The sequence below is a fragment of the Streptomyces sp. BI87 genome (genome assembly GCF_025957665.1).
Taxonomy (GTDB): domain Bacteria; phylum Actinomycetota; class Actinomycetes; order Streptomycetales; family Streptomycetaceae; genus Streptomyces; species Streptomyces albidoflavus.
In genome coordinates, this window is the sequence record NZ_CP110079.1 from 699,886 (window position 1) to 719,422 (window position 19,537).

General features: G+C 72.0%; 17 protein-coding genes. 12 read left to right on the forward strand and 5 right to left on the reverse strand.

Translation table 11 applies throughout. The features are described from left to right. Positions 1–245 precede the first annotated feature (245 nt). Positions 246–689 carry an SRPBCC family protein gene (locus OIM89_RS02930; protein ID WP_030694821.1) on the reverse strand — a complete coding sequence of 148 codons (444 nt, stop codon included), beginning with the start codon at positions 687–689 and terminating at the stop codon, positions 246–248. Positions 690–832: 143 nt separating this feature from the next. Here OIM89_RS02930 and OIM89_RS02935 point away from each other — a divergent pair, with 143 nt between their 5' ends. Next, a complete protein-coding gene (locus tag OIM89_RS02935; protein WP_047468740.1) occupies positions 833–1,870 on the forward strand; it encodes an Rv2578c family radical SAM protein in 1,038 nt (345 codons plus the stop codon). Positions 1,871–2,174: 304 nt separating this feature from the next. Here the strand turns inward: OIM89_RS02935 and OIM89_RS02940 are convergent, their stop codons facing one another. The 3 genes from OIM89_RS02940 to OIM89_RS02950 are packed head-to-tail and all read right to left on the reverse strand — an operon-like array spanning position 2,175 to position 4,004. Continuing rightward, positions 2,175–3,338: a helix-turn-helix transcriptional regulator gene (locus OIM89_RS02940; RefSeq protein ID WP_319802325.1), complete on the reverse strand. Its 1,164-nt coding sequence runs from the start codon at positions 3,336–3,338 to the stop codon at positions 2,175–2,177. A 5-nt stretch (positions 3,339–3,343) separates the two neighbouring features. Then, a complete protein-coding gene (locus tag OIM89_RS02945) occupies positions 3,344–3,790 on the reverse strand; it encodes a DUF6879 family protein (protein ID WP_030694817.1) in 447 nt (148 codons plus the stop codon). Next, positions 3,756–4,004 (reverse strand): hypothetical protein, encoded by a 249-nt coding sequence (locus OIM89_RS02950; protein WP_030694816.1) that lies wholly within the window; start codon positions 4,002–4,004, stop codon positions 3,756–3,758. Before OIM89_RS02950 ends, OIM89_RS02945 begins: the two co-directional genes overlap by 35 nt. Positions 4,005–4,354: 350 nt before the next feature. Between OIM89_RS02950 and OIM89_RS02955 the strand changes: the two genes are divergently transcribed. Next, the gene (locus tag OIM89_RS02955) at positions 4,355–5,941 is read left to right on the forward strand and encodes an alpha/beta hydrolase (protein WP_413747416.1); all 1,587 of its coding nucleotides are present in this window, start codon (positions 4,355–4,357) and stop codon (positions 5,939–5,941) included. A gap of 7 nt (positions 5,942–5,948) precedes the next feature. Here OIM89_RS02955 and OIM89_RS02960 read toward each other — a convergent pair whose 3' ends face one another. After that, on the reverse strand, positions 5,949–6,518 hold the full coding sequence (locus OIM89_RS02960) for a hypothetical protein (protein ID WP_030694814.1): 570 nt from the start codon (positions 6,516–6,518) through the stop codon (positions 5,949–5,951). Positions 6,519–6,633: 115 nt separating this feature from the next. Here OIM89_RS02960 and OIM89_RS02965 point away from each other — a divergent pair, with 115 nt between their 5' ends. The 10 genes from OIM89_RS02965 (at position 6,634) to OIM89_RS03010 (ending at position 19,537) form a co-directional block, all read left to right on the forward strand. Continuing rightward, positions 6,634–7,407, forward strand: a complete 774-nt coding sequence (locus tag OIM89_RS02965; protein ID WP_030694813.1) for a helix-turn-helix transcriptional regulator — start codon at positions 6,634–6,636, stop codon at positions 7,405–7,407. 242 nt (positions 7,408–7,649) lie between these two features. Then, entirely contained in the window at positions 7,650–8,702 is a 1,053-nt protein-coding gene (locus OIM89_RS02970) for an iron-siderophore ABC transporter substrate-binding protein (protein WP_264490956.1), read from the forward strand. Beyond that, positions 8,699–9,739 carry a FecCD family ABC transporter permease gene (locus tag OIM89_RS02975; protein ID WP_217465864.1) on the forward strand — a complete coding sequence of 347 codons (1,041 nt, stop codon included), beginning with the start codon at positions 8,699–8,701 and terminating at the stop codon, positions 9,737–9,739. The genes OIM89_RS02970 and OIM89_RS02975 overlap by 4 nt, the downstream gene beginning before the upstream one ends. Further along, positions 9,736–10,806 (forward strand): FecCD family ABC transporter permease, encoded by a 1,071-nt coding sequence (locus OIM89_RS02980; protein ID WP_217465863.1) that lies wholly within the window; start codon positions 9,736–9,738, stop codon positions 10,804–10,806. Before OIM89_RS02975 ends, OIM89_RS02980 begins: the two co-directional genes overlap by 4 nt. Next, positions 10,803–11,654: an ABC transporter ATP-binding protein gene (locus OIM89_RS02985; RefSeq protein ID WP_047141344.1), complete on the forward strand. Its 852-nt coding sequence runs from the start codon at positions 10,803–10,805 to the stop codon at positions 11,652–11,654. The genes OIM89_RS02980 and OIM89_RS02985 overlap by 4 nt, the downstream gene beginning before the upstream one ends. 301 nt (positions 11,655–11,955) lie before the next feature. Further along, a complete protein-coding gene (locus tag OIM89_RS02990; RefSeq protein ID WP_151167629.1) occupies positions 11,956–13,776 on the forward strand; it encodes a 3-hydroxyacyl-CoA dehydrogenase family protein in 1,821 nt (606 codons plus the stop codon). Between the two features lie 97 nt (positions 13,777–13,873). Further along, positions 13,874–14,719: a TetR family transcriptional regulator gene (locus OIM89_RS02995; protein WP_191835052.1), complete on the forward strand. Its 846-nt coding sequence runs from the start codon at positions 13,874–13,876 to the stop codon at positions 14,717–14,719. Positions 14,720–15,217: 498 nt separating this feature from the next. Beyond that, positions 15,218–16,555, forward strand: coding sequence for a crotonyl-CoA carboxylase/reductase (gene ccrA / locus OIM89_RS03000; RefSeq protein WP_030694806.1), 1,338 nt, complete (start codon positions 15,218–15,220; stop codon positions 16,553–16,555). A 10-nt stretch (positions 16,556–16,565) separates the two neighbouring features. Further along, complete coding sequence (locus OIM89_RS03005) at positions 16,566–18,578, forward strand: protein meaA (protein ID WP_047141340.1); 2,013 nt, start codon at positions 16,566–16,568, stop codon at positions 18,576–18,578. Further along, positions 18,575–19,537 carry an HpcH/HpaI aldolase/citrate lyase family protein gene (locus OIM89_RS03010; protein ID WP_008410564.1) on the forward strand — a complete coding sequence of 321 codons (963 nt, stop codon included), beginning with the start codon at positions 18,575–18,577 and terminating at the stop codon, positions 19,535–19,537. The genes OIM89_RS03005 and OIM89_RS03010 overlap by 4 nt, the downstream gene beginning before the upstream one ends.

Here is a 19,537-nt window from a genome sequence, read left to right on the forward strand (position 1 = left end):
TCACTCTCCCCTCGTCGCGCCGCGCCGACTGCGCCGACGACTGGCGCCAAGTCTGCGCGCCCGCACACAAGTCGGGGCAAGAGGGGCGACACGCGCGCGGGCCCGGACAAGGGGCATCCGCGCCGGTGGGAGCGTTGCGGGCGACCGGGCGCCGCCCGCGAAAACCACTCGAAACGGTGAGGTGGCAGCGCGCCGGAGTCGACGGGCAAGGGGCGCCGCGCGCGGGCGGCGCCCCCTCCCCGGGGCTACTTCTCCAGCTCGGCCGCGAGCTTGGCGAGGGTCTGGTCGTGGATGCGGGCCAGCCCCTTGGGGGCGAAGGTCCGCTCGAAGAAGCCGCCGATCCCGCCGGCCCCGTTCCAGACGGTGCGCACCTGCACCCGCGCCCCGCCCTGCCCGGCCGGGGTGACCGTCCAGGTGGTGACCATGGAGGAGTTCCGGTCGGTCTCGACCAGCTCGCCGTCGGCGGGCTCCTTGACGTCGAGCAGGCAGTCCCGCACCCGCTTGCTGGTGGCCTGGAGCTTCCAGTGGACGAGGGTGCCGTCGCCGTCGCCGCCCTCACGCACCTCGTACTCGCTGTACTGCTCGGGAAGGACCGTACGACGGGTACCGCTGTAGTCGGCCAGCGCGTCGAAGACGTCGTCCGGCTTCGCCGCGATCGTCCGCTCCGTCGTGGCCTCGACCTGTGCCATGTCCACTTCCTCCAGCACTCGGGTTACGGGTCGGACAAAGCCAACCACCCCCGCCCCGGCCGCTCAAATCCCGGCCCGGACCACCCTGCGGCGATCATGGGAACAGATGTTCTATTGTGGCGAACGACGTCAGGAGGAAGACCATGCGCTGGGAGAACCTTGCCGAGCAGCCGGTCCGCCCGGGCTCCGACGCCGCGCTCTTCGGAGCCGACGCCGTCGTCACGCGTACCGTCGACACCCCCGAGTTCCGGGGAATCACCTTTCACGAGATCCGCGCCCGTTCGATCGTCAACCGCGTCCCGGGCGCCTCACGGATGCCGTTCACCTGGACGGTCAACCCGTACCGGGGGTGCAGTCACGCCTGCGTGTACTGCTTCGCCCGCAAGACCCACAGCTACCTCGACCTCGACACGGGGCTCGGCTTCGACTCGCAGATCGTCGTCAAGACCAACGCCCCCGACCTGCTCCGCCGCGAGCTGGGCGGCCCGCGCTGGCACGGCGGTCACATCGCGATGGGCACCAACGTCGACTGCTACCAGCGGGCGGAGGGCCGCTATCGCTTGATGCCCGGCATCATCGAGGCCCTGCGGGACCACGCCAACCCGTTCAGCATCCTGACCAAGGGCACGCTGATCCTGCGCGACCTGGACCTGCTCACCGAGGCCGCCGCCGTCACCGACGTGGGCATCTCGGTCTCCGTCGGCTTCACCGACCGCGAACTGTGGCGCACCGTCGAACCGGGCACCCCCGCCCCCGAACGCCGCCTGGACGTCATCCGCGCCCTCGCCGAACGCGGCATCGACTGCGGCGTCCTCATGGCCCCCGTCATCCCCTACCTCGGCGACCACCCCGACCAGCTCCGCGCAACCGTCCGCGCCATCGCCGAGGCCGGCGCCACCTCGGTCACCCCGCTCGTCCTCCACCTGCGTCCCGGCGCCCGCGAGTGGTACTTCCAGTGGCTCACCGCACACCACCCCCACCTGGTCCCCCACTACGAACGCCTCTACGCCTCCGGCGCCTACGCCCCCAAGAGCTACCAGCGCCGCATCACGGGCCAGGTCCACGAACTGGCCCGGGAGTACGGGATCGGACCGGCCCGCTCGGGGGCGGCGCGGCGGATACGGCCGGAGCGGGAGGACGTGCCGACGCGGTCGGAGCCGGAGCAGCTGACGTTGCTGTGAGGCGGGCGGTCCGGGGCAGCCCCGCCCCGCCTCGGCACGGGGCCCGTGAACCCATCAGCCCGTCGCGGACGGGTCCCCCACGGTGTCGTCCGGCTCCGTCCGCCGGGCGCTCACGACGAAGGCGCGGAAGGCCCGGTGGGAGGGGTGCCCGCCGGAGTGGGCGATGCACCAGTCCTCCGGGCCGCCCTCACGTCCCGGTCGTGCATCACAGGCGACCGCTCCCCGCAGACGACGCACTCGGCGTAGAGATCCGCGACCGGCGAGGCCAGCCCGAGCCGCCACACCACGTGCCGCAGCAACGCCCTCACGCCTGCCGCCCCTTCCCGTGCGGATGCCGCCGGATCTCCACGGCGAAATCGGAGGCCCGACCGGGGTCGTACTCGGGCGCCCCGACCACCGAGGCACGCCGCCACTGTTCGATCAGGGCCCCGCAGACATCACAGCCGGGCGCGGGCTCGGGCGGGTCGAACAAGGGGTCGGTGAGAAAGACGGGGCCGGTCAGCGCGATAATGGGATTCATGGCCACCCTCCGTGACAACGCGTTAGGTGTCACGAAAGTAGAAGCTCCTGTTTCCGGGATTCCACATCGTTCTACCGAGTTCCACGGCAGCTGCGAGAGGCTCTGAATCGCCCCCGCGACCAGCTCGCGTGCCGGAGCCCCGTAGACGGCGTGCTCAGCCATCGCGGCGAAGGCTCGCCGGTACTGGGCGATCTCGGACGGCGCCGTGACCGTGACGGCCGCCGTCAGTAGTTCGACGGACACGCGCTCGGCGTCGAGCAGCGTGAACGTCTCCAGGGTCCACAGGTCCTGGCGGAGGGTGCCGACGGGGATGATCCCGAGGGAGACGGGCGGCGCGGACATGGCCGAGAGCAGGGCCCCCAGCTGCGCGACCATGACCTCCGCCCCGCCCAGTACGTGCCGGAGGACGGATTCCTCCAGGACGACGACAAGGCGGCTGCCACTGTTCCGCACCATCTCCGACCGCTCCATGCGCGCCTGCACCGCCGCCTCCACGTCGCCCACGCCACCGTGGAACGCCGCCACGCTCCGCAGCATGGCCAGGGCGTAGTCAGGTGTCTGGAGCATGCCGGGGACGACGGTGGAGGAGTAGACGCGGAATTCCTTGGTCCGCGCGTAGGAGGGCACGTAGGAGTTCTGGAGGTACTTCAGGCCCGCCCTCTGGAGGCGCCGCCATTCCCTGTACATGGAAGCTGCCGCGCGGCCGGCCGCGATCAGGTCCGGCGCCAGTTCGTCCATCTCGCACGCCGCGCACCAGGCTCTGATGTCGGCGTCGGCGGGCGGGGTCTTGCCGGTCTCCAGCCGGCTCACCTTCGAGGGCTGCCAGCCTGTGCGGGCGGCCACGTCCCGGCCGCTGAGTCCGGCGTCGAGCCGCAGCTCACGCAGCCGGTCGGCGAGACGCTGACGGGCCGCGAGAGCTGCGGACGACTGGTGATGCGTTGCTGCCACGTGCGTCAGACGGTGAACTCGTCGTGCGGGGTGGCGCGCTTCCAGATCAGCTCGCAGGCTTCGGCGTAGCTCTTGACCGTGGCAGGGTCGTCATCGAGCAGATCCTCTACGAAAGCTCCGCCGCCGGAGAAGATGCTGTACCGCACGAGCCGGTCGTCGAAGATCCAGAGATCCGCGTACTCAAACCGGATGTAGTCGGTGACGGGCTCCGACACCACCCGCATGCGCCGGACTGAGACTCCGCGCCCGACGGCGTCAGCAATGGTGGAGTGGAAATCGTTCCACCACGAGCCACGGTCGGCCTGGTCGCACCGCTGGCCAGCCAAGAAGGCGCAGAAGTCCGCGTCTTCCTCGGGCACGCCGTAGACGTCGCGTGTCTCCAGGTGAACCGCCGACCGCTCGCACCCCGCGATCAGCTCAGCGAACGGAGGCGCCGTCTTCGGCTGCGACATCACACGCCTCCCTCAGGATCTCCATCATGCGGGCGGGCAGACGGACGACAGCCTCGGTGTCCGGGATCGGACCGGTGGTCAGGCACGCGGCTTCCAGTTCCACCCCCGCCTTCCACCCTTGAACGACGAACTCCTTTGCCACGTCGTCGTACCACACAGTAGGGCAGTGATCCCCGTTCGTGTTGGGGTCCTTGGAGATGCATCGCAACGTCATAACGCCGCCCGAATCGCGCGGAGTTGCAGGATGCTCTATGAGAGTCATCCGCCGGGCACCATCCGTCAAGAGACCGCAGAACCACATGAATCGGAGCGCCGAATCACCGGCCGGTTCAGCACCTACGGCCTCGCCGTGGCATCGGACGAGTCGAGGCAGCTCACCAGCTCGCAGGGTGAGGGCGCCGCCAGGTGGGCGTGCGCCCCGGGGCGCGCGCCCACCCTGCACTACAACCGCCCCGCCCGACCACGCCGACTGTCGGACGAATCGCCCACTCGGGGCATCCGGGTCCGGGACGATGCGGCGGGGGCCGCAGGGTGCGGTGCCCGGTTGTGGAGCCTGGAGGCCAAGTGAACAGACGTGTCCTGGCGGTGTGCGGTGCCGCCGTCTCGGTTGCCGTGCTCGGTCCGACGGTGCCCTCGGCGGCCGCACCGCAAGCCCCGGCCGCGCCCGCACCAATCCGGTGGAGCGACTGCGCGACCAAGGCGTACCCCACGCTCCAGTGCGGCACCGTGAAGGTTCCGCTCGACCATGCCAAGCCGGACGGGCGGCGGATCACGCTGGCGCTCAGCCGGGTGCCGCACACCGCGAAGTCCTCGCTGGGGCCGTTGCTGGTCAATCCGGGCGGGCCGGGCGGCAGTGGGCTGAGCCTGGCCGGACATGTGGCGTCGGCGTTGCCGAAAGAGGTGGCGGGCCGGTACGACGTGATCGGGTTCGACCCGCGGGGGGTCGGCCGGAGCGAGCCCGCGCTCGACTGCCGGCCCGGCCACTTCGCGGCTGTACGCCCCGACACGCTGCCGCTGACCCCGGCCGTCGAGCGCGCCAACCGCGAGCGTGCCACGGCCTTCGCGGCCGCCTGCGGGGAGCGCCACGGTGACCTGCTGCCGTACCTGGACACCCGGAGCGCCGCCCGCGACCTCGACGTGATCCGGGCCGCGCTCGGCGCCCCGCGCATCAGCTATCTCGGGTACTCGTACGGGACCTATCTCGGAGCCGTCTACGCCAAGCTCTTCCCGGAGCGGGTGCGGCGGCTCGCGCTGGACTCGGCGGTCGACCCGGACGGCGTCTGGTACGACAGCAACCTCGCCCAGGACTACGCGTTCGAGGACCGTCACCGCGCCTTCCTCGCCTGGGTCGCAAAGAATGACGCGGTCTACGGCCTGGGCGGGGACCCGGCCGCGGTCGAGGGGGCCTGGTCGCGGATGCGGGCCGCCGTCGCCGCTGAGCCTGCGGGCGGGAAGGTCGGCGCGGCCGAGCTGGAGGACACCTTCCTGCCGGGCGGGTACTACGACGGGTACTGGCCCCGGCTGGCCACCGCCTTCGCGGCGTACGCCAAGGACGGGGAGAGCGGGCCGCTGGTCACGGCGTACCGGGCGCTGGCCGAGAGCGACGCGGCCGGCGACAACGGGTACAGCGTGTACACGGCGGTGCAGTGCCGGGACGCGGCCTGGCCCCGCGAGTGGAACCAGTGGCGGGCGGACACCTGGCGGGTGCACGCGAAGGCGCCCTTCCTGGCCTGGAACAACGCCTGGTACAACGCGCCGTGCGCGAGCTGGCCGGTCCCGCCGCTCACCCCGCCGGACGTGACCAACACCAAGCTCCCCCCGGCCCTGATCCTCCAGGCGACCGGCGACGCCGCCACCCCGTACGAGGGCGCCGTCTCGCTCCACCGCAAGCTGCGCGGCTCCTCACTGGTGGTCGAGGAGGGCGGCGGCAACCACGGGGTGACCCTCGGCGGCAACGCCTGCCTCGACCGGCACCTGGCCCGCTACCTCGCCGACGGCACGGTGCCGCGCGGCACCGGCTTTGGCGAGGCGGACGCGACCTGTGCCGCGCTGCCCGAGCCGAAGCCGGCCGCGGCGAAGGGTGCGGCGCCGGATGCCTCGGAGCGCACCGCGGGCCAGGCGCTGCACGGCCTGCTCCCCAGGCGCGGCTGAGTCGCGCTCAGCGCGGCAGCCGGTCCAGGGCGCCCCGGGCGACGATCGCCAGCCCGGGGCGTCCCAGCGCCGCGCGCAGCACGGGACGGGCGCAGGGGTCGCCCAGTTCGCCGAGGCCGTCGGCGCAGGCGAGGGCGACGGCCTGGTAGCGGTCGCCGGGGGCGAGCCGGCGCTCCAGCACCGCGATGAGGGCGGGCACCGCCTCGGGGGCGCGGAGGGCGACCAGCAGGCGCACCGGGTGCAGGGCGTAGGCGACGCGGAGTTCGTTGGTGGCGAGGGCGGCGGCGGCCCGGGCCGTCCTCGGGTCGCCCAGTTCGGCGAGGGCGTGGGCCGCCGCCGCGCACCGGGCGGGTTCGCGGTGGTTGAGCAGCAGCACCAGCGTCTCGAAGGCCCGCGTGTCCCCCGCCGTACCGAGCCGGAAGGCCGCCAGCTCCCTTGCCCACAACGGCTCCTGGGGCGCGGTGAGGACGGCGTTCAGCTCCTCGACACCGGTGGCCGCGAGCCACTCCACCCTGGGGTCCTCCCCGGCCTCCCGGGAGACCCGCGCCAGCAGGTTCCGCCACACATCCTGGTCCATTCCCCGACCCTAGGCCGGGACCGGGGCCGGTATCCGGGGAATGTCCGAATCCGGTGGTTCCCGGCGGATCGGGGCTCCTCGCAGGCCCGGGCCGACCACCTCATAAGCTGGCCGCGTGACCAGGGAGACCCGCACGCTGCCGGCCCACGCGCCCGGCGCGGTGGAGACGCCTTTCGTCATCCAGGGGTACGAGGAGGTCGTCCCGCACGACACGGCGTGGAACGACCACTCCCACCCCTTCCACGAGCTGCTCTGGAACGAGCGGGGCGCCTCCTCGGCGATCGTGGGGTCGCGGATCTGGACCATCACCCCGACGGTCGGGCTCTGGATGCCCGCGGGCACCCTGCACGGCGGGGTGGCGGCCGCCGGAACCTGCCTGCGCGCCAGTTTCTTCGGCTTCCGCACCACCTCGTCGATCTCGGACACCCCGGTGGCGGTCGAGATCACCCCGCTGCTGCGGCTCCTGCTGGAGCGGCTCGGCGAACCGGACTTGCGCCCCTCCTCGCGAGCGGCCACCGAGGCGCTGGTGCTGGACGTGCTCGCCCCCGCCCCGCGTGAACTGCTGGTCCGGCTGCCGTCCTCCGCCCTGCTGCGGCCGATCGCCGAGGCGGTGCGCGAAGACCCGGGCGACCGGCGGACACTGACCGACTGGGCGGCCGCGCTGGGGGTCAGCCCGCGCACGCTGACCCGGGCGTTCACCGCCGAGACGGGGACCAGCTTCGCGCGCTGGGTCGCCTCCGTCCGCGCCCAGCACGCCATCGGGCTGCTCACCCGGGGCTGGGAGGTGGAGGCCGTGGCCGAGCAGGTCGGCTACCGCTCCTCCAGCGCCTTCGGCGCCGCCTTCCGGCGGGCGACCGGGCTCACCCCGGGGACGTTCCGGCCGAGTTGATCCGGGTGGCGGCCGGGACACCGGCGCCTCCGGCGTACCGTCACGCCCCTTTCGCTGTCCCGATCGCTACAGCGGATGTCGCATCCGGTTGATTGCGACACGCCACTCCCCTCTCATAAAGTGCCAAGGCAAGCCTTACCTAAGTCGCTTGTGCAAGCGCGGTGCGCCCTTCCGCGACGGCACCCCCTGCCCTCCCGCGCGAGCAGCGTCACCCCCGACACCCGAAAGCTGGGCACGCACCCATGTCCTCACACCGCCTTCGCCTGGTCGCAGCGGCCGCCGCCCTGCTCACCCTCTCCGCCTGCGGCAGCGGCGGAGAGGGTGAAAGCAAGGACAACGCCGGCGGCAAGGAGCAGAAGGGCTCCGCCGGCAGCTTCCCCCTGACCGTCGAGCACGCTCTGGGCGAGACCACGATCCCGGCCAAGCCGAAGCGCGTCGCCACGGTCAACTGGGCCAACCACGAGGTACCGCTGGCCCTCGGAGTCGTCCCCGTCGGCATGGCGGCGGCCAACTTCGGTGACGACGACGGCGACGGGGTGCTGCCCTGGGTCGAGGAGAAGCTCGACGAGCTGGACGCGAAGACCCCGGTCCTCTTCGACGAGACGGACGGCATCGACTTCGAGGCGGTGGCCGACACCAAGCCCGACGTGATCCTCGCCGCGTACTCGGGGCTGACCAAGAAGGACTACGACACCCTCAGCAAGATCGCCCCGGTCGTCGCCTACCCGGACGCCCCCTGGGCCACCCCGTGGCGCGAGATCATCCGCACCAACAGCGAGGCGATCGGCCTCTCCGGCGAGGGCGAGAAGCTGATCAAGGAGCTGGACGGGGAGATAGCCGCCACCGCCGCCAAGTACCCGCAGCTCAAGGGCAAGACGGCGATGTTCATGACGCACCTCGACCCCAACGACGTCAGCGAGATCGGCTTCTACACCACGCACGACACCCGGACGCAGTTCTTCCTCGACCTCGGGATGAAGACCCCTGGCAGCATCGAGAAGGCGTCGAAGGGCACCGAGAAGTTCGCGCTGACGCGGAGCGCCGAGCAGATCGACACCTTCGACGACGTCGACATCGTCACCGGCTACGGCGACGAGAAGGGCGAGCTGCTCGAGAACGTCAGCAAGGACAAGGTCCTCTCCAAGATGCCCGCCATCGACCGCGGTTCGGTCTACCTGCTGCCCGGCAGCTCCTCTCCGCTGGCCACCGCCGCCAACCCGACCCCGCTGTCGATCTCGTACGTGCTCGACGACTACGCCGCCGCGCTGGCCAAGGCCGCGGACAAGGTCAAGTGACGACCCTCGACACCCGGCGCGCGCCGGACGCCGCTCCCCGGCGTCCGGCGGGTGTCCGCACTCTCTGGCTCCTCGCCGCCCTGCTGGTCCTGGCCGCCGTCATGGTCGCCTCCCTCGCCCACGGTTCGCGCGACGTGCCCTGGGCGGACGTCCAGGCCGCGATCGGCGGCGCCGACGGCACGCTGGGCGAGGCGGCCGCCGCCAAACGCATCCCGCGCACCCTGCTGGCGGTGGTGATCGGGGCGGCGCTCGCGCTCTCCGGCGCCGTGATGCAGGGCGTGACCCGCAACCCGCTGGCCGACCCGGGCATCCTCGGCGTCAACATGGGCGCCTCGCTCGCCGTGGTGACCGGCGTCGCCTTCTTCGGGCTGACCTCCCCGACCTCGTACATCTGGGTGGCCATCGTGGGGGCGGCGGCCTCCGCGCTCTTCGTCTACACCGTCGGCACCCTCGGCCGCGGCGGCGCCACCCCGCTGAAGCTGGCGCTGGCCGGGGCGGCCACCTCGGCGGCGTTCGCCTCGCTGGTCAGCGCGGTGGTCCTGCCGCGCAACGACATCGCGGGCAGCTTCCGGCTCTGGCAGATCGGCGGCGTGGGCGGCGCCTCCTACGAGCGGATCGGCCAGGTGCTGCCCTTCCTGGTGGCGGGCTTCCTGCTCTGCCTGCTCTCCGCACGGGCCCTCAACTCGCTGGCGCTCGGCGACGAACTGGCGGCCGGGCTCGGCGAACGCGTCGCCCTCGTCCGGGCGGTGGCCGCGCTCGGCGCCGTCCTGCTCTGCGGGGCGGCCACCGCCGTCGCCGGGCCGATCGCCTTCGTCGGCCTCGTCGTGCCCCACACCTGCCGGCTGCTGGTCGGCGTCGACCACCGCTGGCTGCTGCCGCTCTCCATGCTGCTGGGCGCGGTCCTGCTGACCGCCGCCGACGTGGTCGGGCGGGTCGTGGCGCGGCCCTCCGAGATCGACGTGGGCATCGTGACGGCGCTGATCGGGGCGCCCTTCTTCATCTACATCGTCCGCCGACAGAAGGTGCGTGCCCTGTGAGCGCCCCCGTCCTCACCCGGCCCGGCGCCGCACCGGCCCCCGCCTCCGTCGCGGCCGCCACCCGGCGCCGCCTCCGGGGCGCCTCCCGCCGCCGCCTCGTCGTCCTGGCGCTGGCCGTCCTCGTGGTCGCCGCCTTCGCCGTGACGCTGGTGGCCGGGCGCACCTACTACCCGCCGGCCGACGTGCTGCGGGTCATCCTCGGCGAGCAGGTGCCGGGCGCCTCCTTCACCGTGGGCGAGCTGCGGCTGCCGCGCGCGGTCCTCGCTCTGGTGGCCGGGTTCAGCTTCGGCCTGGCGGGCGTCACCTTCCAGACCATGCTGCGCAACCCGCTGGCCAGCCCGGACATCATCGGGATCAGCTCCGGCGCGAGCGCGGCCGCCGCCATCGCCATCGTCACCCTCCACCTCGGCGAGGTGCAGGTCTCGGTGATCGCCATCGCGGCCGGCCTCGGCGTCGCCCTGCTGGTGTACTCGCTGGCGTTCAAGGGCGGGGTCGCGGGCACCCGGCTCATCCTGATCGGCATCGGCATCTCCGCCATGCTCGACAGCGTCACCTCGTACGTGCTGTCCCAGGCGGCCGAGTGGGACCTCCAGGAGGCGATGCGGTGGCTGACCGGCAGCCTCAACGGCGCGACCTGGGACGAGGTCGTCCCGGCGACGGTCGCGGCGGCCGTCCTCACCCCGCTGCTGCTCGGGCAGGGCCGCAACCTGGCCGCGCTGCGACTGGGCGACGACACCGCCTCGGCGCTCGGCGTCCGCGTCGAGCGGACCCGGATCACCGTGATCGTCGCGGCCGTCGGGCTGATCGCCTTCGCGACGGCGGCGGCCGGGCCGATCGCCTTCGTGGCCTTCCTCTCCGGCCCGATCGCCGCCCGGATCGTCGGCGCGGGCGGCTCGCTGCTCGTCCCGGCCGGTCTCGTCGGCGCCCTGCTGGTCCTCGTCGCCGACTTCTGCGGCCAGTTCGCCTTCGGCGAGCGCTACCCGGTCGGCATCGTCACCGGTGTGCTCGGCGCCCCCTACCTCGTCTACCTGATCGTCCGCACCAACCGGGCGGGAGGCTCTCTGTGACCACCGAACACTCCCTGACCGCCGAGGAACTGACCCTCGGTTACGCCGACCGCACCGTCATCGACTCGCTCGACCTGGCGGTTCCGCCGGGCCGGATCACGGTCATCGTCGGCGCCAACGCCTGCGGCAAGTCGACGCTGCTGAGGTCGATGTCGCGGCTGCTGGCCCCCCGGGCGGGCCGCGTCCTGCTGGACGGGCGCCAGGTGCACCGCTTCCCGGCCAGGGAACTGGCCCGCACCATGGGCCTGTTGCCGCAGTCGCCGCTCGCGCCCGAGGGAATCACCGTCTCCGACCTGGTCGGGCGGGGCCGCCATCCTCACCAAGGGGTCTTCTCGCGCTGGAGCCGGGAGGACGACGCGGCCGTGGCCTCGGCGCTGGAGGCGACGCAGACCGAGGAACTGGCGGAGCGCGCCGTGGACGAACTCTCCGGCGGCCAGCGCCAACGGGTCTGGATCGCCATGGCGCTGGCCCAGCAGACCGACCTGCTCCTCCTGGACGAGCCGACCACCTTCCTCGACGTGAGCCACCAGGTCGAGGTCCTGGACCTGCTGACCGACCTGAACGCCGCCCGAGGCACCACGATCGTCATGGTCCTGCACGACCTGAACCTCGCCGCCCGGTACGCCGACCACCTGATCGCGCTGGCCGACGGCAGGCTGCACGCCCAGGGCACCCCGTCCGAGGTGCTGACCGAGGAGACCGTCCGCGCCGTCTTCGGCCTTCAGAGCCGCATCATCGAGGACCCGGTCTCGGGCCGCCCTCTGATGCTCCCGATCGGCCGCCACCACGCGGCGGGCGCCACCGGCGAGCCCGGGAAGGCCGTACCGGCCCGGGCGGCGAGCGGCTGATCCCCGCGCCCGTGTGCGGGCCCGTGACGAGGGTCCGCACACCGGCCGGGAGCGCCAGGGCGGCGAACAAGGGACTGGCGCGCTCATTACCCACTGGTTATGCTCAGAGGAGCGCGGGCCGGACACCCGCGCATCGCTCCCCTCGGTGGCCTGGTGACGCAGCCACCGCCCACGGGGACCCGCCGGTCGGTCCGGCAGCAGTACGTACGACGGTGTGGCCCGGGACAGGCCCGCCGCTCTCCCCTCATCCGGGTGCGCCAGGCGCCCCGGCCGTCGTCACCCCTCATCCCAGGAGTCCTCGATGGACCGTCCTTCCCTGTCCCCTTCCGCGTCCTCCCCCGCTCCCGCCTTCGGCACCGTCGCCGTCGTGGGCCTCGGCACCATGGGCACGGGCATCGCCGAGGTGCTGGCCCGCGCCGGGCGCGAGGTCGTCGGCATCGACGTCAGCGAGGCGCAGGCGGCCCTCGCCGTGACCGCGCTGGAGAACTCCACCGCCCGCGCCGTCGCCAAGGGCCGCCTGACCGAGAGCGAGCGGACCGACGCGCTCACCCGGTTCCGCGTCTTCACCGACCTCCAGGCCGCGGCCGACGCCGACCTGGTCGTCGAGGTCGTCCCGGAGTCGTACGAGATCAAGCAGCGGCTCTTCCGCGAGTTGGACGAGGTGGTCCGCCCGGACGCGATCCTGGCCACCGGCACCAACGCCCTGTCGGTGACCCGCCTCGCCGCCGAGTCGCGGTTCCCCGAACGGGTGCTGGGGCTGCACTTCTTCAACCCGGCGCCGGCGATGAAGCTGGTCGAGGTGGTCTCCTCGGTGCTGACCTCGCCCGAGGCGGTCGCCCGGGTCACCGAACTCGCCCTCGAACTGGGCAAGGAGCCGGTGGCCGTCGGCGACCGGCCGGGCTTCGTGGCGGACGGCCTGCTCTTCGGCTACCTCAACCAGGCGGCCGCGATGTACGAGGCCAAGTACGCCTCGCGGGAGGACATCGACGCGGCCATGCGGCTGGGCTGCGGCCTGCCGATGGGGCCCCTCGCGCTGCTCGACCTGATCGGCGTGGACACCGCCCGTACCGTGCTGGACGCGATGTACGCCGAGTCCCACGACCGGCTGCACGCCCCCGCGCCCATCCTGCGGCAGCTCAGCGAGGCCGGGCTGACCGGCCGCAAGTCGGGCCGCGGCTTCTACACGTACGAGAGCCCCGGTTCGGCCACCGTCGTGCGGGACGCGCTGACCCCGCTCTCCGGCGAGGCGGGTCCGGCCGAGGGGCGCCCGGTCAGCTCGGTCGGTGTGGCCGGGTCGGGGACGATGGCCTCGGGCATCGCGGAGGTCTTCGCCAAGGCGGGGTACTCCGTGGTGATCGCCGCCCGCAGCGAGGAGAAGGCGGAGAAGGCCAAGGCGCGGATCGGCAAGTCGCTGGCCCGCTCGGTCGACCGGGGGCGGATGACCGCCGAGGCGGCGGCGGCGACGCTGGAGCTGATCACCCCGGCCGGCACCCTGGACGCCTTCGCCGAGGTGGACCTCGCCGTGGAGGCGGTCGCCGAGGACCTGGAGGTCAAGCGGCAGCTCTTCACCACGCTCGACAAGGTCTGCAAGCCGGGCGCGGTGCTCGCCACCACCACCTCCTCGCTGCCGGTGGTGGCCTGCGCGACGGCCACCAGCCGTCCCGAGGACGTCGTCGGGATGCACTTCTTCAACCCGGCCCCGGCGATGAAGCTGGTCGAGGTGGTCCGCACCGTGCTGACCGCCGACGACGTGCACGCCACCGTCCGCGAGGTCTGCGCCAAGATCCGCAAGCACCCGGTGGACTGCGGCGACCGGGCGGGCTTCATCGTCAACGCGCTGCTCTTCCCGTACCTGAACAACGCGGTGAAGATGGTCCAGGAGCACTACGCCTCGCTGGACGACATCGACGCGGCGATGAAGCTCGGGGGCGGCTACCCGATGGGGCCGTTCGAACTCCTCGACGTGGTCGGCCTCGACGTCTCGCTCGCCATCGAGCAGGTGCTGCACCGCGAGTTCCGCGACCCGGGCCTGGCCCCCGCCCCGCTCCTCGAACACCTGGTGGCCGCGGGCTGCCTCGGCCGCAAGTCGGGCCGGGGTTTCCGCGAACATGCCCGCCGCTGAGCCGGCAGGTCAGTGGGGCGGGCTGCTCGGGCCGCCCGCCCGGGAGCGGGGCGCACGCGGCGTCCCGCTCCCGGGCGGGGCGCGGGCCGACGCGCCGATGGAGTACGTTCAGTCCATGGCCCAGCCCGCTGACTCCGCACGACGGACCACCCGAACCGCCACTCCCGCCGAGACCCCGGAGAGCTCCGCCGGGAGCCGCGCGGCGGCGCAGCGCCTCAAGATGCGGCGCGAACTGTCGGCGGCGGCGATGGAACTCTTCGCCACCAAGGGGTACGAGGCGACGACGGTCGACGAGATCGCCGCGGCCGCCGGGGTGGCCCGCCGGACCTTCTTCCGCCACTTCCGCTCCAAGGAAGAGGCGATCTTCGCGGACCACGACGACACGCTGACCCGCGTGGAGGCGGTGCTCCACGCGGCACCCGCGCACGAGCATCCGCTGGACACGGTCTGCCGGGGCATCAAGGAAGTCATGAAGATGTACGCGGGCCATCCGGAGATCTCGGTGGCGCGCTACAAGCTGACCCGCGAGGTGCCGACCCTCCGGGAGGCGGAGATCGCCTCGGTGGCCCGGTACGAGCGACTGTTCACCCGCTACCTGCTGGGCCATTTCGACGAGCACGCCCACATGGACGGCAGCGACGACCCGCTGCTCGCCGAAGTGGCCGCCTCGGCGGTGGTGACCGCCCACAACCACGTGCTGCGACGCTGGCTGCGGGCGGACGGCCAGGGCGACGTGGAGAGCCAGCTCGACCACGCCTTCGGCATCGTCCGGAACACCTTCGGCAGCGGCATAGGGGCCGGCCGCAAGTCCACCGAGGAGGCCGGGCAGGCCCCGGCGGCGGCCACCACCCGGCAGGACGAGGTGCTGGTGACGGTGGCGCGTACGGACGCCCCGCTCGACGAGGTGATGCGGACCATCCGCGAGGCGCTGCGGCAGCCGTAGCGGAGCGCGTGGCCCCGCGAGGGCCGCGAGAGACGAGCCCGGTGGGCCGTGGCACACGATGCCGCGGCCCACCGGGCTCGTCGGCGTTCCGGGCCTCGGCGGGGCTGTCGGCCGCCGGGGTGAACCTCGGCGGCCGAAAGGGGTCATACCCGGCGTTGTGGGACCCCCTTGATCGATCATCGCTCATATGTGACCAGCAGATTTCAAACGAGAGAAATTCTTGGCACTCGGTGCCTTGTGTGCTGTCACGCAGTGCCATACGTTGAGGGAGTCCGGGCGGCCGGCGCACACGTATCCCGCGTACGCCGGCTGTCCCCGCGGTTCCCTCACCGTGCGCCCGGACGCCTGCGTCACAGGCACTCGCGCTCACCGGCGCGGCCGCACCACCGCACGACCCGCACCACCGCCGGACCGACGGCACCACAGCAGTCCAACGCCCCTCGCTCAGGGGTCCCTCACCCCTCAGCCCTCACTACGCCCTTCGCCGGAGGCACCACCGTGAAGGAAATCCTCGAAGCGATCCAGTCGCAGGACGCCACCTCGCAGGACTTCGCCGCACTGAAGCTCCCCGAGTCCTACCGGGGCGTCACCGTGCACAAGGACGAGACGGAGATGTTCGCCGGCCTCGAGACCCGCGAGAAGGACCCGCGCAAGTCGCTCCACCTCGACGACGTGCCACTCCCCGAACTCGGCCCGGGCGAGGCCCTGGTGGCCGTCATGGCCTCCTCGGTCAACTACAACTCCGTCTGGACCTCGATCTTCGAGCCGCTCTCCACCTTCGGCTTCCTGGAGCGGTACGGCCGCGTCTCGGAGCTGACCAAGCGCCACGACCTGCCGTACCACGTCATCGGCTCCGACCTCGCGGGCGTCGTCCTGCGGACCGGACCCGGCGTCAACGCCTGGAACCCCGGCGACGAGGTCGTCGCGCACTGCCTCTCGGTCGAGCTGGAGTCGAGCGACGGCCACAACGACACGATGCTCGACCCCGAGCAGCGGATCTGGGGCTTCGAGACCAACTTCGGCGGCCTCGCCGAGATCGCCCTGGTCAAGTCGAACCAGCTGATGCCCAAGCCGGACCACCTGAGCTGGGAGGAGGCGGCCGCCCCGGGCCTGGTCAACTCCACCGCCTACCGGCAGCTCGTCTCCCGCAACGGCGCCGGCATGAAGCAGGGCGACAACGTGCTGATCTGGGGCGCCAGCGGCGGCCTCGGCTCCTACGCCACCCAGTTCGCGCTGGCCGGCGGCGCCACCCCGATCTGCGTGGTCTCCTCCCCCGAGAAGGCGGAGATCTGCCGGAACATGGGCGCCGAGGCGGTCATCGACCGCAACGCCGAGGGCTACAAGTTCTGGAAGGACGAGCGGACCCAGGACCCGAGGGAGTGGAAGCGCTTCGGCAAGCGCATCCGCGAGTTCACCGGCGGCGAGGACATCGACATCGTCTTCGAGCACCCCGGCCGCGAGACCTTCGGCGCCTCCGTCTTCGTCACCCGCAAGGGCGGCACCATCACCACCTGCGCCTCCACCTCGGGCTACATGCACGAGTACGACAACCGCTACCTGTGGATGTCGCTGAAGCGCATCATCGGCTCCCACTTCGCCAACTACCGCGAGGCCTGGGAGGCCAACCGCCTCATCGCCAAGGGAAAGATCCACCCGACCCTGTCGAAGGTCTACTCCCTGGAGGAGACCGGGCAGGCCGCCTACGACGTGCACCGCAACCTCCACCAGGGCAAGGTCGGCGTGCTCGCGCTGGCCCCCGAGGAGGGCCTCGGTGTGCGGAACCACGAGATGCGTGCCCAGCACCTCGACGCCATCAACCGCTTCCGGAACATCTGAGGTTCCCTCCATGACAGAGCGCCAGAAGGACCGGCCGTGGCTCATGCGGACGTACGCGGGTCACTCGACGGCCGAAGCGTCCAACGCGCTGTACCGGTCCAACCTCGCCAAGGGGCAGACCGGACTCTCGGTCGCGTTCGACCTGCCGACCCAGACCGGCTACGACCCGGACCACATCCTCGCCCGCGGCGAGGTCGGCCGGGTCGGGGTCCCCGTCTCGCACCTCGGTGACATGCGGCGGCTGTTCCAGGACATCCCCCTGGACCAGATGAACACGTCCATGACCATCAACGCCACGGCCATGTGGCTGCTGGCGCTCTACCAGGTGGTGGCCGAGGAGCAGGGAGCCGACATCACCCGGCTCTCCGGCACCACCCAGAACGACATCGTCAAGGAATACCTCTCGCGCGGGACGCACGTCTTCCCGCCCGGGCCGAGCCTCCGGCTCACCACGGACATGATCACGTACACCGTGGCGAACATCCCCAAGTGGAACCCGATCAACATCTGCAGCTACCACCTCCAGGAGGCGGGGGCCACCCCGGTCCAGGAGATCGCGTACGCCATGTCCACGGCCATCGCCGTGCTGGACGCCGTACGCGACTCCGGGCAGGTCCCCGAGGAGGAGTTCGGCTCGGTCGTCGCCCGGATCTCCTTCTTCGTCAACGCCGGCGTGCGGTTCGTCGAGGAGATGTGCAAGATGCGCGCCTTCGGCCGCATCTGGGACCGCGTCACCCGCGAGCGGTACGGCATCGAGAACCCCAAGCAGCGCCGGTTCCGCTACGGCGTCCAGGTCAACTCCCTCGGCCTGACCGAGGCGCAGCCGGAGAACAACGTCCAGCGGATCGTCCTGGAGATGCTGGCCGTCACCCTCTCCAAGGACGCCCGCGCCCGCGCCGTCCAGTTGCCCGCCTGGAACGAGGCGCTGGGCCTGCCCAGGCCCTGGGACCAGCAGTGGTCGCTCCGCATACAGCAGGTGCTGGCCCACGAGTCGGACCTGCTGGAGTACGAGGACATCTTCGAGGGCTCGCACGTCATCGAGGCCAAGGTCTCCGCCCTGGTCGAGGAGTGCTTCGCCGAGATCGGCCGCATCCAGGAGATGGGCGGCGCGATGGCCGCCGTCGAGTCCGGCTACCTCAAGTCGCAGCTGGTCTCCTCGCACGCCGAGCGGCGCGCCCGGATCGAGGCCGGTGAGGAGAAGATCATCGGCGTCAACTGCTACGAGACGACCGAGCCCAACCCCCTCACCGCCGACCTCGGCACGGCGATCATGACCGTCGACCCGGCCAACGAGGCCCGCGTCGTCTCCGCCCTGCACGCCTGGCGGGCCGAGCGCGACGAGGCCCGCGCCCAGCAGGCCCTGGAGGGGCTGAAGCGGGCGGCGGCCGGCACCGCCAACCTCATGCCGGCCACCCTGGAGTGCGCCCGGGCCGGGGTGACCACCGGCGAGTGGTCCTGGGCCCTGCGGGACGTCTTCGGCGAGTTCCGCGCCCCCACCGGGGTGTCCGGGGCGCCGGTGGCCGTCGCCGCCGAGGAGGGCTCACCACTGGCGGCGGTGCGCGCCAAGGTGGACCGGACCGCGGCCGACCTCGGGGTGGGCAAGCTCCGCCTGCTGGTCGGCAAGCCCGGTCTGGACGGCCACTCCAACGGCGCGGAGCAGATCGCGGTCCGCGCCCGCGACGCCGGGTTCGAGGTGGTCTACCAGGGCATCCGCCTCACGCCCGAACAGATCGTGTCCGCCGCCGTGGCCGAGGACGTGCACTGCGTCGGCCTGTCGATCCTCTCCGGGTCGCACGCCGAACTGGTGCCGGACGTCCTGGTCAGGCTCCGGGAGTCGGGGGCCGCCGACATCCCGGTCATCGTCGGCGGCATCATTCCGCACAGCGACGCCGAGGACCTGAAGGCGGCCGGTGTGGCCGCCGTCTTCACGCCCAAGGACTTCGGCATCACGGAGATCATCGGCCGTATCGTCGACGAGATCCGCCTCGTGAACAAGCTCGACCCTCTGGAGGTCCCCGCATGACGACCGTCAACCGGCTCCGGCCGCGCCGCTCCTGCCTCGCCGTCCCCGGCTCCAACCCGCGCTTCCTGGAGAAGGCCCAGGGGCTCGCCGCCGACCAGGTCTTCCTCGACCTGGAGGACGCCTGCGCGCCGCTGGCCAAGGAGGGCGCCCGGCACACCATCGTCGACGCGCTCAACAACGGTGACTGGACCGGCAAGACCCGCGTCGTGCGCGTCAACGACTGGACCACCCACTGGACCTACCGCGACGTGGTGACGGTCGTGGAGGGCGCCGGCGCCAACCTCGACTGCATCATGCTGCCGAAGGTGCAGGACGCCCAGCAGGTCGTCGCCCTGGACCTGCTCCTCACCCAGATCGAGAAGACGATGGGGTACGAGGTCGGCCGGATCGGCATCGAGGCGCAGATCGAGAACGCCAAGGGCCTGGTCAACGTCGACGAGATCGCCGGCTCCTCGCCGCGCCTGGAGACCATCGTCTTCGGCCCGGCCGACTTCATGGCCTCGATCAACATGAAGACCCTGGTCGTGGGCCAGCAGCCGCCCGGCTACCCGGCCGACGCCTACCACTACATCCTGATGCGCATCCTGATGGCCGCCCGCCACCACGACCTCCAGGCGATCGACGGGCCCTTCCTCCAGATCCGCGACGTGGACGCGTTCCGCGAGGTCGCCGGGCGCTCCGCCGCCCTCGGCTTCGACGGCAAGTGGGTGCTGCACCCCGGCCAGGTCGACGCGGCCAACGAGATCTTCTCGCCCTCGCAGGAGGACTACGACCACGCCGAGCTGATCCTCGACGCCTACGACTGGTGCACCTCCGAGGAGGGCGGCAAGAAGGGCTCGGCGATGCTCGGCGACGAGATGATCGACGAGGCCAGCCGCAAGATGGCCCTGGTGATCGCGGGCAAGGGACGCGCCGCCGGCATGACCCGTACCTCCAAGTTCGAAGCGCCGGAGGGCTGA